Genomic DNA, 13,364 nt, shown 5'->3' on the forward strand with positions numbered 1-13,364 from the left:
GCTTGGTGTGGCGAGGGAGCTTGCTCCCGCTGGGCTGCGCAGCGGCCCTAACCTGCGCATCGTTCTACCTGACACAACCCAAAAGGCTCGCTATGAAAATAGCGGGCCTTTTTTCGTTTCAGTGTCAGGTCACGCCGTCTCCGTCACCCGCTGCTGCGTTTTTCCCTGAGCCTGGGCCCAGTTTTCCGGCAAGTTGATGTAATCCACCAATTCCCGCAACCGTCCCTGATCACGCCCGTTGAAGTTGAACACCAGCCGCGTCAGATGGCTGAAGCTTGGCTCGTCATGCTCTTCGCCGGTGTACGCGATTTGTTGGAAGTCGCCACTGAGGCGAAGGCTGGCGAACGCCTCCTGCAGGTGGGCCAGTGCGCGGTCACTCAACGGATGATTCATGCGAATCACAAACTGGCGCTTCAGCCAGCGGGTGGAGTGGAAGTTGGCGTAGAACTGGTTGATTTCGTCCACCGCCTCTTCGGCGCTGTACACCAGGCGGACCAGCTTGAGGTCGGTGGGCAGGATGTAGCGATTGGCCTCAAGCTGGCTGCGGATAAAGTCCAGTGCGCCTTGCCAGAAGCTACCGCCCGGTGCATCCAGCAGTACCACCGGTACCAGCGGGCTTTTGCCGGTCTGGATCAGGGTCAGCACCTCCAGCGCTTCATCCAGGGTACCGAAACCGCCCGGGCACAGGATCAAGGCGTCGGCTTCCTTGACGAAGAACAGCTTGCGGGTAAAGAAGAAGTGGAAGGACAGCAGGTTCTCGGTGCCATCGATGGTCGGGTTGGCGTGCTGTTCAAAGGGCAGGGTGATGTTGAACCCCAGGCTGTGCTCCAGGCCGGCACCCTCGTGGGCCGCCGCCATGATGCCGCCGCCACCGCCGGTGATCACCATCAGGTCCGAACGGGCCAGGACCGCGCCCACTTCCCGGGCCAGTGCGTACAGCGGGCTTTCCACCGGCGTGCGCGCCGAGCCGAACACCGTGACTTTGCGCCGCCCCTTGAACTGTTCGAGCACGCGGAAGGCGTGGTCCAGTTCCCGTATCGCCTGCAAGGTGATCTTGGCATTCCAGCGGCTGCGGTCGTCCTGGGCCATGCGCAACACGGTGAAGATCATGTCGCGATAAAGGGGGATATTTGGACTGTTGGGCGCAATCAAGTGGAGTTGCGCGTCGACCTGCTGCGTGAGGTCGGTGCCGTTTTCTTCAAATTGACGGATCAGGAGTTCATTCGGTTCGTAAGGCATTCAACTTCTCCTTCTTCACAGAACCCTGGGTGCCGGCGAGAAATTCGTCGGGACCACGACACTGCATGTGTCGTTGCCTCTGATTAACGAGGTGGGCGAAACCGGTTCTGTATATTCCTTATGATTAAAAACCTTTGCATTGCACGCTCAGGAGGGCAACCCTCTTTTGCCCTGAAAATGTTACAGGACGGTGTGAAAACCCGATGTTCCAGGCGTTCAGGATGAATTGATCATGAGCCTATAAAGTCTTGGCTGGCAACCGCTTATTGATCACTTCTGAGGGAGTTTAGACGCTGCCGCGGGCGGGCAATGGCGGAGAGTGCAGAGGGGTATATTGCGCGCCGCTGGTCAGCGGCGCGCGACAGGAGTTATCGCTTACTTTTTCTTCTTCGCGGCAGCCGGTGCCGGGCAATCTGCTTCCTGGAACTTCACCGAGGCTACCGGGCGGTTGGTTTTGTTCTCGGTGATTTCATAGCGCATGATCGCGCCCTTGGCCATCAGCTCGCGGTAACCCTTGTTCAGGCACACACTTTGGCCGAGCTGGAAGTACACAGCCTTGGGGTTGGCGCGCATTTGCTCGGCGCGGTCGGGCAGTACGCTCAGATGGTCAATCAGCTGCAAGCCTTCAACGGTGTAGGCAACTTCCAGGGTCTTTTCGTCAATTTCCCGTGGCAGTTCTTTGTTGGTTTCCTCTGCGACGCTTTGCAGCTTCCTGTTCAGTTGAGCCTCCAGCAACGAGGCCGCTTGGGCACCCAGAGGCAACACCAGCGCGAGGGCGACGGACGGAACTACAAGGCGTGGCATAAGACGCAGCATGAAACTCTCCTGATTCGGTTACTGGTGCATAGACCAGCCACTGCGCTGTGCGTTCAGTGGCGCGGGATTATAGGTGACCGCTTGCCCCTAGGGCCAGCCTATTGCCGGGAAGTGCAGGTGGCCGGGGGCGGCTCTGGTAAACTGCGGTAACTTTTGCCTTCCGAGTTCTATCCGTGTCGATTTCCACTTCCCTGCGGCGCACCCGATGAGCCATGCCGTCTCCCGTTTGCGCACGCAGCGCCTGGCCCGTGCCGTAAAACCGTTTGTAGCGCGAGGCTCGCGGGCCGAACGCTGCCCCGGCTGCCGGGTGATTCCCGAGTACTGCCTGTGCGCCTGGCGGCCCAAGGTCCAGGCCAGATCCGGCATGTGCCTGCTGATGCACGACGTAGAGCCGATGAAACCCAGCAACACCGGCTGGCTGATTGCCGATGTGATCAACGACACGACCGCGTTCCCCTGGTCGCGCACTGAGGTTGAGCCGGAGTTGCTGACCTTGCTGGCCGACCCGCAATGGCAGCCATACATCGTCTTTCCCGGCGAATTCGTGGCCCCGGAGCGGGTGGTCCATCAGGTCAGGCTGGAGGAGGGCAAGCGCCCGCTGTTCATTTTGCTGGACGGCACCTGGAGCGAGGCGCGCAAGATGTTCCGCAAGAGCCCGTACCTGGAGCACTTGCCGGTGCTGAGCCTGGCGCCCGAGCAACTGTCGCGCTACAAGCTGCGTCGCTCCAAGCGTGATGACCACTTCTGCACCGCCGAAGTCGCCGCGCTGTGCCTGGAGCTGGCTGAAGATGCCGCAGCCAGTGAAGTCCTGGATGCCTATCTGGACGTATTCAGCACTCACTACCTGGCCGCCAAGTTTCAACTGGCGCTGGACCCGGCCGATGTCGTCCATACTCGCCTTGCACCTTATCTATAGGTGTCATGGCCAGCCGACCTTTGCATGATGGCCGCGCAAACGCGCAGCCCGCTAAAATAGCCACGGGCGTAGCGCTTGACCACCCAGGCTACGCTGGGCATGCTTGGCGCCGATTGGGGCGCTGTCACAGATTGGATACGTCGCTTTTTGACGTTGAGCGCGCCCTTTGGTGACTGCTGGCCTGGCAGCCACCTTGCGCGTTGGCGAGCACTGAACCCATCAGTGCCGCCCTAAAAAACAGGATCATTTAATAAATGGCCACATACGAAATCCTGATTGCCGATGACCACCCGCTGTTTCGCAGTGCGCTGCACCAGGCGGTCACGCTGGGCCTGGGGCCGGATGTACGCCTCGTCGAAGTCGCCAGCATTGCCGAGCTGGAAACCCGCCTTACCGAAAAGTCCGACTGGGACCTGGTCCTGCTGGACCTGAACATGCCGGGTGCCTACGGTTTTTCCGGGCTGGTGCTGCTGCGTGGGCAATACCCGCAGATACCGGTGGTGATGGTGTCGGCCCAGGAAGAGGCGTCGGTGGTGGTGCGCTCCAAGGAGTTCGGTGCCAGTGGTTTCATTCCCAAGTCCAGCTCCATGGAAGACATCCAGAAAGCCGTGCGCACGGTGCTGGATGGCGATGTCTCCTGGCCGCCGCAGGCCTTTGAAGAGATCAACGTCTCCGACGAAGCCAAGGCCGCGCGTGATGGCCTGGCCAGCCTCACGCCCCAGCAGTTCCGCGTGCTGACCATGGTCTGCGAAGGCCTGCTGAACAAGCAGATTGCCTATGAGTTGAGCGTGTCGGAAGCGACCATCAAGGCTCACGTCACGGCGATCTTCCGCAAGCTCGGCGTACGTACGCGAACCCAGGCGGCGCTGCTCTTGCAACAACTTGAGTCAATTTCACAGCATTAAGACGCTGTTCATTCACGTTTTTTTGACTTTGCTTGCTCTAGTTTCCCCACACCTTTTTGCTCAGTTGCCTACTCTATGTCGCCTTTCAAGGGTCAAACCGGTATCAAACGTATTTTCAACGCAGGCGGATATTCCCTGGATGGCCTGCGTGCGGCTTTCACCGGCGAGGCGGCGTTTCGTCAGCTGGTGTTGCTCAATGTCATCCTGATCCCGCTGAGTTTCTTCCTTAACGTCAGCCGGGTAGAGCGGGCGCTGCTGATCGCCGTGTGCCTGCTGGCATTGATCGTCGAGTTGCTCAACTCCGCCGTCGAAGCGGCGATCGACCGGATTTCCCTGGACCTGCACCCCTTGTCGAAAAATGCCAAGGACATGGGCAGCGCCGCGCAGTTCGTAGCGCTGACCATGATTACCCTGGTGTGGGCCGTGATCCTGATCTAGGCAATGGTCGGCAGTACGATCTCGTCGCTGCGCTGCACCCCGGCGGTGAACGACCGGCACAGCTCGAGGAATTCGCGCATCGCCGAGGTCTGGTACTTCTGCTTGTGCCAGATGAAGTAGAACTGCCGGGCCAGGTCCAGGTCCGGGGTTTCCACCGGTACCAGGCTGCCACGCCGGAAGGCGTCGCGCAGCGCCAGCCGGGAAATGCAGCCAATCCCCAAGCCTGATTCCACCGCGCGTTTGATTGCCTCGGTGTGTTCCAGCTCCAGGCGGATATTCAGCGCGCTGCGGTGATGCCGCATGGCCTGGTCAAAGGTCAGGCGTGTTCCAGAGCCTTGTTCCCGCAGGATCCAGGCTTCATGGGTCAGCTCTTCCATGGTCGCCTGGCCGCGCTTGGCCAAGTGATGCTGGGGTGCGCAGAACACCACCAGTTCATCTTCCACCCAGGTTTGCACCTCGATGTCCGGGTGGCTGCAGTCGCCTTCGATTAGACCCAGATCAATTTCGTAGTGCGCCACCTGATGCACGATATGCGCAGTGTTCTGCACATGCAGCTTCACCTGGCTCTCGGGATGCTGCTGCATGAAGCTGCCGATCAGCAGCGTGGCCAGGTAGTTGCCGATGGTCAGCGTGGCCCCGACCGCCAGGGAGCCGAAGCCCGACTTGCCGTTGAGCAGGTCCTCGATCTCCTTGGCCTGGTCCAGCAGTGCCACCGCCTGGGGCAATAGCTGGTGACCGAGGGCGTTGAGGCTCAGGCGTTTGCCCGCGCGGTCGAACAACTGGCAGCTGGATTGACGCTCCAGCTCGGTAATCGACGTGCTGGCGGCGGATTGAGATAAGGCCAGAAGGCCAGCAGCGCGCGAGACGCTTTCCTGCTGGGCGACGGCGACGAAGACTTGCAGTTGACGTAGAGTAAATCGCATATCGATATAACCGATAACCCTTATCTTAATAATCCAGTTAACAGATATTGTCGCCGCCATTAGAATGCTGTGCAATTGCGCATCCATCATTTGGCGCAGACCCATTTCCAGGAGTCCCCCGTACATGAGCAACATGAACCACGAGCGTGTCCTCAGTGTTCATCACTGGAACGACACTCTGTTCAGCTTCAAGTGCACCCGCGATCCGGGCCTGCGCTTCGAGAACGGTCAGTTCGTGATGATCGGCCTGCAACAGCCCAACGGCCGCCCGCTCATGCGCGCTTACTCGATTGCCAGCCCGAACTGGGAAGAGCATCTGGAGTTCTTCAGCATCAAGGTGCCTGATGGCCCGCTGACTTCCCAATTGCAGCACTTGAAGGAAGGCGACGAGATCATCATCAGCAAAAAACCGACGGGCACCCTGGTGCTTGACGATTTGAAGCCGGGCAAACACCTGTACCTGCTCAGCACCGGCACTGGCCTGGCGCCGTTCATGAGCGTGATCCAGGACCCGGAAACCTACGAGCGTTTCGAAAAAGTGATCCTGTGCCACGGCGTGCGTTACGTCAACGAAGTCGCCTACCGTGAATTCATCACCGAGCACCTGCCGCAGAACGAGTTCTTCGGCGAGGCCCTGCGTGACAAGTTGATCTACTACCCGACCGTGACCCGCGAGCCGTTCGAAAACGAGGGCCGCCTGACCGACCTGATGCGCAGCGGCAAGCTGTTCAGCGATATCGGGCTGCCGCCGATCAATCCTGAAGACGACCGCGCCATGCTGTGCGGCAGCCCAAGCATGCTGGATGAAACCAGCGAAGTGCTCAACAGCTTCGGTTTGAAGGTTTCCCCGCGTATGCGTGAGCCGGGCGACTACCTGATCGAGCGTGCGTTCGTCGAGAAATAAGCGCGACGCAAAAAAATGTGGGAGCGGGCTTGCTCGCGAAAGCGGTGTAACAGTCACCAGATGTATTGACTGATCCACCGCTTTCGCGAGCAAGCCCGCTCCCACATTTGTTTCCGGTTTACCCGGCCGACACGACTTCCAGCACACAAATCATCCCGGCTTCGGGATAGTGCCAGCGCACATCAACATCCCAGAACTGCGCCCCGTATTCCCGCTCCGGCCCCGGCGTCTGGTACGCCGGCCGTGGATCCTGCGCCAGGCACTGCTCGATCAACGCCACCAATGGCTCGCCAAGGCGCTGAGCGTGGCCTTCTGCCTGTTGCAGCGCAGTCTTCAGCCACTGCACGGGAATCAGCGGTGGCGCAGCGCTGGCGATGCTGTTGGTCGCAGTGTCAACTATGTCTGCGTACGGCACGTACGGCTTGATGTCGAGAATCGGTGTGCCATCCAGCAGGTCGATCCCGGATATCCACAGGCGCCCATCTTCCACCTTGTCCAGCTTGACCACTGACTGGCCGATGCCGTTGGGCCTGTGCGTCGCGCGGGTGGCGAACACGCCCATGGACGTGTTGCCACCCAGGCGCGGCGGGCGCACTTTCAGGCGGGGCTTGTCTTCCAGCGCCTGGTGGAACAGGAACAGCAGCCACACATGGCTGACCTGTTCCAAACCCTGCACCGCCTCACCCTGGTCGAATGGCGCCACCAACTCCAGCACGCCCCGGGCGGCAGGCGCCAGTTGTGGCTGGCGCGGGATGGCGAACTTCTCCTTGAAGCAGGAGCGGACAAAGCCGATGGGCGAGACGCTGTAGTTCACGGGTTTAGGCGCGAACGCGCAGGGTCAGGCCCTTGAGGAAGTTGCGCAACAGCTGGTCACCACAGGTGCGGTAGTTGGTGTGGCCGAACTTGCGGAACAGTGCGCTCAGCTCAGGCTTGGACACCGGGAACTCGGAGGCCTTGAGGATTGCGTGCATGTCGTCTTCCTTCAGTTCGAAGGCCACGCGCAGTTTCTTCAGGACGATGTTGTTGGTCACCGGCAGTTCGATCGGCTGCGGTGGACGGCTCTCGTCCTTGCCGCGCTTGAAGATCACCAGGCCATCGAGGAAATGCGCCATGACTTCGTCCGGGCAGAACACGAAGCCTTCTTCCTCGTCTTTCTTGAGGTAGGTCAGCAGGTCGTCCTTGGTGACTTCCATGCCGCCGAGCTTGATGATCTCGACCATCTTGTTGTCGCTGATGTCGAGCATGTAGCGCACGCTGCGCAGTACGTCATTGTGAATCATGGTGGGCAATCCTGGTCATTCAACTGTGGACACCGCCCAGGCAGGCGGTATCGAGAGATTCGGCGGCGAAAAAAGTCTTAGAACTTTTCTTTGCCGGACAGATAGCGCCATTGGCCTACCGGCACTTTGCCGATGGAGACTCCGCCAATGCGGATGCGTCGAATGGCGACGACTTTCAGGCCGACGGCTTCGCAGAACAAGGCAATCACACCCGGTTGCGGGTTTTTCAGCGCAAAGCGCAGGCGGTTCTCGTTCTGCCAGCTGGCTTTCACCGCCGGCAATTCCTTACCTTTGTAGGTCAGGCCATGGTTGAGGCGGTTCAGGCCGTGGGCGACCATGTCGCCGGACACCTCCACCACGTATTCCTGTTCGATCTTGTTCGCGTCAGCGGTCAGCTTGCGCAAAATCTTCCAGTCCTGGGTGAACACCAGCAGGCCGCTGGCCTTGGCTTGCAGGTCACTGCTGGCGGTCAGGCGCAGGAAGTGGCCCTTGAGCGGGCGCTTGCTGAAGCGGTGTTCTTCCGACAGGGTCTCGGCGTTGATCGACGCCATGGCTGTCTCGGCATCCACGCCGGCGGGGGCGTGGAACAGGATGGTCACCGGCTCCGGCGCTGTGGCCTTGGCCTCAGGGTCAAGCTCGACCTTCTGGGTGGTGACCTTGAACTGCGGCTCGTCGATCACTTCGCCGTCCACCGTGACCCAGCCGCCTTCGATGAACAGCTCAGCCTCCCGACGGGAGCAACCGACCAGTTCGATGAGGCGTTTGGAGAGGCGTAGGGGTTCAGTCATGACAAGGGCCGAAACAAAAGGGGGCGGCTATTGTACCTGTGTGGCGCCGGTTAATCCCGGCTCCATTTCATTTAGCCGCGACGCGCCTGTGGCTGGGCCTGGCGCAAACGCATGTGCAGCAACGGATAAGGCTGGCCCATGCCGTCATGGTCCGTGCGTCCGATCACCTCAAAGCCTTGCTTGAAGTAAAAGCCCAGGGCCTGCGGGTTCTGTTCGTTGACGTCCAGTTGATCGGCATTCATCGACTCGATGGCATAGCGCAGCAATTGCCGGCCCAGGCCCTGGCCACGGTGCTCGGGGTCGATAAACAGCATCTCGACCTTGCCCGCGGCCACCCCGGCAAACCCGGTGATGCGCTGGCGCGAGTCCTTGGTGCAGATCAGCATCACCGCGTCGAGGTAGCGGGTCAGCACCAGGTTTTTCAGCAACTCGATGTAACTGTCCGGCAGGAAGTCATGGGTGGCCCGCACCGAAGCCTCCCAGATGCGGGTCAGTTCCTGATAGTCGCTGGATTTGGGTGTATGGATAACCGAATGCTGACGCATGCCCGCTGCCCCTTGCCGATGATTGGCGCTGATGGGCAAAACGATAGACCTAAAAAAGCCCCGCATCTTGTCCAGAGGCAGGGCTTTTTCAATTCTTTACACCTTATGCGCGTTTTTCAGCCCACAGGTCGTACTCGTCGGCGTCGGTCACGGTGCACCAGACCTTGTCGCCTGGCTTCAGGCCGCTGGCATCGTCGATGAACACGTTACCGTCGATTTCCGGCGCATCGAAGAAGCAGCGGCCTACAGCGCCTTGCTCGTCGACTTCGTCGATCAGTACTTCGATCTCACGGCCGATGCGCAGTTGCAGGCGCGCCGAGCTGATGGCCTGCTGGTGCGCCATGAAGCGCTCCCAACGGTCCTGCTTGACGTCGTCCGGCACGATGGCAGCGTCCAGCAGGTTGGCCGGAGCACCTTCCACCGGCGAGTACTGGAAGCAGCCGACGCGGTCCAGCTGGGCCTCGGTCAGCCAGTCCAGCAGGTACTGGAAGTCTTCTTCGGTTTCGCCGGGGAAGCCGACGATGAAGGTGGAGCGGATGATCAGGTCCGGGCAGATCTCGCGCCAGTTCTTGATGCGCGCCAGGGTCTTGTCTTCGAAGGCCGGGCGTTTCATGGCCTTGAGGATTTTCGGGCTGGCGTGCTGGAACGGGATGTCCAGGTACGGCAGGATCTTGCCGGCGGCCATCAGCGGGATCAACTCGTCAACGTGCGGGTACGGGTAAACGTAGTGCAGGCGCACCCATACGCCGAGGCTGCTCAGGGCTTCGCAGAGTTCGGTCATGCGGGTTTTCACCGGCGCGCCGTTCCAGAAGCCGGTGCGGTATTTGACGTCGACGCCGTAGGCGCTGGTGTCCTGGGAGATCACCAGCAGCTCTTTCACGCCGGATTTGACCAGGCGCTGGGCCTCGTCCAGTACGTCGCCCACCGGGCGGCTCACCAGTTTGCCGCGCATCGACGGGATGATGCAGAAGCTGCAGCTGTGGTTGCAGCCTTCGGAAATCTTCAGGTAGGCGTAGTGGCGCGGCGTCAGCTTGATGCCCTGCGGCGGCACCAGGTCGATCAGCGGGTTGTGGTCCTGGCGCGGCGGCACTACGTCGTGCACGGCGTTGACCACTTGCTCGTACTGCTGCGGGCCGGTCACGGCCAGCACGCTTGGGTGCACGTTGCGGATGGCGCCTTCTTCCACGCCCATGCAGCCGGTGACGATCACCTTGCCGTTTTCCTTGATGGCTTCGCCGATCACTTCCAGGGACTCGGCCTTGGCCGAGTCGATGAAGCCGCAAGTGTTGACCACCACCACGTCCGCGTCCTGGTAGGTGGACACGACGTCATAGCCTTCCATGCGCAGTTGCGTAAGGATGCGTTCGGAGTCGACCAGAGCCTTTGGGCAACCCAGGGATACAAAGCCGACCTTGGGGTTGGCTTTTGCGATGGTGGTGGACATGTCTAACCTCGGTATTGAATGACGCCGCCCGTCGTGCACGAAAGGTGGCGGATGGGCACTTGGTGTGCCTCTGATCAAAAAGTGCGCAATTCTAGCGACGGGAATCGCTCTTGACCAGCTTTATGCAGGGAAATACGACGAGTGCTGCGCTATGCTTCGCGCCGTTGCACCTGAGTGAATTTCCTCGGTCAATAAATCGTCTGTAACGAGAAGTAAAACAGCGCATGCTGTGGACAGCATAGGCGCCCGCAGCAGGCGCGCTGTTTATAAAAGACCGCAGGTCAAAGGGCAGGAGTGGTTGATGGGTCAGGCAAGTAGTCAGGCAGCAGGTGCCGAGCAGTCCAACGCAAAGCCGATCGGCATGCTGGTGGCGGCAGTGGGGGTGGTTTACGGCGATATCGGCACCAGCCCGCTCTACACCCTTAAAGAGGTGTTTACCGGTGGTTATGGGGTTCAGGTCAACCATGACGGTGTGCTGGGGATCCTGGCGCTGATCTTTTGGTCGCTGATCTGGGTGGTCTCGATCAAGTACATGCTGTTCGTGTTGCGCGCCGATAACCAGGGCGAAGGCGGCATCATGGCCTTGACCGCGTTGGCGCGACGAGCAGCGGGTGAGCGCAAGCGGCTACGCAGTTTCCTGGTGGTCTGTGGCTTGTGCGGCGCGGCGCTGTTCTACGGCGACAGCATGATCACCCCGGCGATTTCCGTGTTATCGGCGGTGGAAGGTCTGGAACTGGCCTTCGATGGCCTCGAAAAATGGGTGGTGCCGATCGCCCTGATTGTGCTGGTGGCCCTGTTCCTGATTCAGAAACACGGTACCGATCGCATCGGCAAGTTGTTCGGGCCGGTGATGGTGACCTGGTTCCTGGTGCTGGGCGGCCTCGGCGCCTACGGCATCACCCAGCATCCGGAAGTACTCAACGCCATGAACCCGATGTGGGGCGTGCGTTTCTTCGAGGCTCACCCGGGCATTGGCGTGGCCATCCTCGGTGCCGTAGTGCTGGCGTTGACCGGTGCCGAGGCGCTGTACGCCGACATGGGCCACTTCGGCCGCAAACCCATTGCCCGCGCCTGGTTCATGCTGGTGTTGCCGGCGCTGGTGCTGAATTATTTCGGCCAGGGCGCCTTGTTGCTCGGCGATCCTGAGGCCGCGCGAAACCCGTTCTACCTGCTGGCGCCGAGCTGGGCACTGATCCCGCTGGTGGTGTTGTCCACGCTGGCCACAGTGATCGCGTCCCAGGCCGTCATCTCCGGCGCGTTCTCCCTGACACGCCAGGCCATCCAGCTCGGTTACATCCCGCGCATGCATATCCAGCACACCTCCAGTGCCGAGCAGGGCCAGATCTACATCGGTGCGGTGAACTGGTCGCTGATGGTCGGCGTGATCCTGTTGGTGCTGGGCTTTGAGTCCTCCAACGCACTGGCCTCGGCCTACGGCGTGGCGGTGACCGGCACGATGCTGATGACCACTATCCTGGTGTCGGCAGTGATGCTGCTGCTGTGGAAATGGCCACCGATATTGGCGGTGCCGGTATTGGTCTGCTGCCTGCTGGTGGACGGCCTGTACTTCGCGGCCAACGTGCCGAAGATCGTCCAGGGCGGCGCCTTCCCGGTACTCGCGGGGATTGTGCTGTTCGTGCTCATGACCACGTGGAAGCGCGGCAAGCAATTGCTGGTGGACCGTCTCGACGAGGGCGGCCTGCCGTTGCCGATCTTTATCAGCAGTATCCGTGTACAACCGCCTCATCGCGTGCAGGGCACCGCGGTGTTCCTGACGGCGCGGCCAGACGCCGTGCCTCATGCGCTGTTGCACAACCTGCTGCATAACCAGGTACTGCACGAGCAGGTGGTGCTGTTGACGGTGGTCTATGAAGACATTCCGCGGGTGCCGGTCGCACGCCGCTTCGAGGTGGATGCCTACGGCGAAGGCTTCTTCCGGGTGATCCTGCACTTCGGCTTTACCGACGAGCCGGACGTGCCCGAAGCGCTGAAGCTGTGCCATCTGGATGACCTGGATTTCAGCCCGATGCGCACCACCTACTTCCTCAGCCGCGAAACCGTGATCGCGTCCCGCATCAAGGGCATGGCGCGTTGGCGCGAAGGGTTGTTCGCGTTCATGCTGAAGAACGCCAACGGCAACCTGCGCTTCTTCAAGTTGCCGGTTAACCGGGTGATCGAGCTCGGCACTCAAGTAGAAATGTAAGCCCAACAAAAAGCCCCCGGTGCCTTGCGGCAGCGGGGGCTTTTTTGTGGGCGCTTATTCGGCCGGGGTCTTGCCCTGGCGCTTCTCGATGATGTCTACCAGACGCTTGGCCAGCGCCGGGTAGTTCTCGTCGAAGTGATGGCCGCCAGGCAGCTTCACGGCTTCGCCGACAGCGGTCTTGTCGGTGCAGCCACTCTCGTCGACTTCTTCGGCACCGTAGATGCACACCACCTTGTCGGCCGGCAGCTTGGCCATTTCCGGGCCGGTCGCAGCTTCCTTGCCGGCGTTGCCCAGCCAGCCTTCCACTTCGATCTCGAAGCTGCCGGTGCGGGCGAAGGCCAGCAGGATGATCGCGTCTACACGCTGCTGCTCGTTTTCCGGCAGGCGGTTGTAGATGGCCGGCAGCACATCGGCGCCGAACGAGTAGCCGGTCAACACGAAGCGCTTGGTACCCCATTTCTGCCGGTAGTGCTGCATCAGCTCGGCGAGGTCCTTGGCGCTTTGTTCCGGGGTCTTGTGCTGCCAGTAGTAGCGCAGGGTGTCGATGCCGACCACCGGGTAGCCGATCTTGGCCATTTCACCGGCCACGTCGCGGTCCAGGTCACGCCAGCCGCCGTCACCGGAGAGGAACAGGGTGACGGTGTCCTTGGCCTGGCCAGCCGGCACTTCGACCACCGGGATCGCCAGGCCGCCGTTGTCCGAGCCCACCAGTTGCTTGCGCAGCTCGTTGTTCAGCACTTGCGGGTAGTGAACGTCGTAGTCGCTGATGCTGGTGGTGGCACGCGGTGTGTCGCGTACGAAACTGGCAGCATCATCGTCAGGGTTATCGTTCCAGGCCACCAGCCAGCTACCGTGGGCCGAAGTCTTCGGCAGCGGGTCGTTGCAGCCTGGCTGCGCCAGCGCGAAGCCGACGGAGATGGCATTGGCCTTGTCGTCGTTCTGTGCGGCCAGCCAGCGCCAGGC

14 protein-coding genes are annotated in these 13,364 nt (G+C 60.9%); 5 read left to right on the forward strand and 9 right to left on the reverse strand.

Annotated features, from left to right (window positions below; genetic code table 11):
- Positions 1-129: 129 nt before the first annotated feature.
- Together HX846_RS06630 and HX846_RS06635 are read right to left on the reverse strand one after the other, a co-directional pair.
- Positions 130-1,239, reverse strand: coding sequence for a TIGR00730 family Rossman fold protein (locus HX846_RS06630; RefSeq protein ID WP_003208643.1), 1,110 nt, complete (start codon positions 1,237-1,239; stop codon positions 130-132).
- A 375-nt stretch (positions 1,240-1,614) separates the two neighbouring features.
- A complete protein-coding gene (locus HX846_RS06635; protein ID WP_003208640.1) occupies positions 1,615-2,055 on the reverse strand; it encodes a PA3611 family quorum-sensing-regulated virulence factor in 441 nt (146 codons plus the stop codon).
- A gap of 205 nt (positions 2,056-2,260) precedes the next feature.
- Between HX846_RS06635 and HX846_RS06640 the strand changes: the two genes are divergently transcribed.
- The 3 genes from HX846_RS06640 to HX846_RS06650 all read left to right on the forward strand — a co-directional run bounded on the left by HX846_RS06640 (position 2,261) and on the right by HX846_RS06650 (position 4,314).
- Positions 2,261-2,971: a tRNA-uridine aminocarboxypropyltransferase gene (locus HX846_RS06640; RefSeq protein WP_003208638.1), complete on the forward strand. Its 711-nt coding sequence runs from the start codon at positions 2,261-2,263 to the stop codon at positions 2,969-2,971.
- Positions 2,972-3,225: 254 nt separating this feature from the next.
- Positions 3,226-3,876, forward strand: coding sequence for a response regulator transcription factor ErdR (erdR, locus tag HX846_RS06645; RefSeq protein WP_003208636.1), 651 nt, complete (start codon positions 3,226-3,228; stop codon positions 3,874-3,876).
- 75 nt (positions 3,877-3,951) lie between these two features.
- Entirely contained in the window at positions 3,952-4,314 is a 363-nt protein-coding gene (locus tag HX846_RS06650) for a diacylglycerol kinase (RefSeq protein WP_003208635.1), read from the forward strand.
- Here the strand turns inward: HX846_RS06650 and HX846_RS06655 are convergent.
- Entirely contained in the window at positions 4,311-5,237 is a 927-nt protein-coding gene (locus HX846_RS06655) for a LysR family transcriptional regulator (RefSeq protein ID WP_003208633.1), read from the reverse strand. The genes HX846_RS06650 and HX846_RS06655 overlap by 4 nt on opposite strands.
- 124 nt (positions 5,238-5,361) lie before the next feature.
- Here HX846_RS06655 and fpr point away from each other — a divergent pair, with 124 nt between their 5' ends.
- Complete coding sequence (fpr, locus tag HX846_RS06660) at positions 5,362-6,141, forward strand: ferredoxin-NADP reductase (RefSeq protein WP_003189055.1); 780 nt, start codon at positions 5,362-5,364, stop codon at positions 6,139-6,141.
- 118 nt (positions 6,142-6,259) lie between these two features.
- Here fpr and tsaA read toward each other — a convergent pair whose 3' ends face one another.
- The 5 genes from tsaA to rimO form a co-directional block, all read right to left on the reverse strand.
- Positions 6,260-6,955: a tRNA (N6-threonylcarbamoyladenosine(37)-N6)-methyltransferase TrmO gene (gene tsaA, locus HX846_RS06665; protein WP_102369819.1), complete on the reverse strand. Its 696-nt coding sequence runs from the start codon at positions 6,953-6,955 to the stop codon at positions 6,260-6,262.
- A 4-nt stretch (positions 6,956-6,959) separates the two neighbouring features.
- The gene (locus HX846_RS06670; RefSeq protein WP_003208629.1) at positions 6,960-7,421 is read right to left on the reverse strand and encodes a DUF1456 family protein; all 462 of its coding nucleotides are present in this window, start codon (positions 7,419-7,421) and stop codon (positions 6,960-6,962) included.
- Positions 7,422-7,498: 77 nt separating this feature from the next.
- Positions 7,499-8,209, reverse strand: coding sequence for an rRNA pseudouridine synthase (locus HX846_RS06675; RefSeq protein WP_003208627.1), 711 nt, complete (start codon positions 8,207-8,209; stop codon positions 7,499-7,501).
- A gap of 71 nt (positions 8,210-8,280) precedes the next feature.
- Positions 8,281-8,754, reverse strand: a complete 474-nt coding sequence (locus HX846_RS06680; RefSeq protein WP_003208626.1) for a GNAT family N-acetyltransferase — start codon at positions 8,752-8,754, stop codon at positions 8,281-8,283.
- A gap of 103 nt (positions 8,755-8,857) precedes the next feature.
- Positions 8,858-10,198, reverse strand: a complete 1,341-nt coding sequence (gene rimO / locus HX846_RS06685) for a 30S ribosomal protein S12 methylthiotransferase RimO (RefSeq protein WP_003208624.1) — start codon at positions 10,196-10,198, stop codon at positions 8,858-8,860.
- A gap of 301 nt (positions 10,199-10,499) precedes the next feature.
- Here rimO and HX846_RS06690 point away from each other — a divergent pair, with 301 nt between their 5' ends.
- Positions 10,500-12,401, forward strand: a complete 1,902-nt coding sequence (locus HX846_RS06690) for a potassium transporter Kup (RefSeq protein WP_010170040.1) — start codon at positions 10,500-10,502, stop codon at positions 12,399-12,401.
- Positions 12,402-12,455: 54 nt separating this feature from the next.
- On the opposite strand, the gene HX846_RS06695 is transcribed toward HX846_RS06690, so the two are convergent.
- The coding region (locus HX846_RS06695) for a virulence factor family protein (RefSeq protein WP_178965165.1) at positions 12,456-13,364 on the reverse strand (909 nt) is incomplete at its 5' end.

The sequence above is a fragment of the Pseudomonas sp. K5002 genome (assembly GCF_013386655.1).
Classification (GTDB): domain Bacteria; phylum Pseudomonadota; class Gammaproteobacteria; order Pseudomonadales; family Pseudomonadaceae; genus Aquipseudomonas.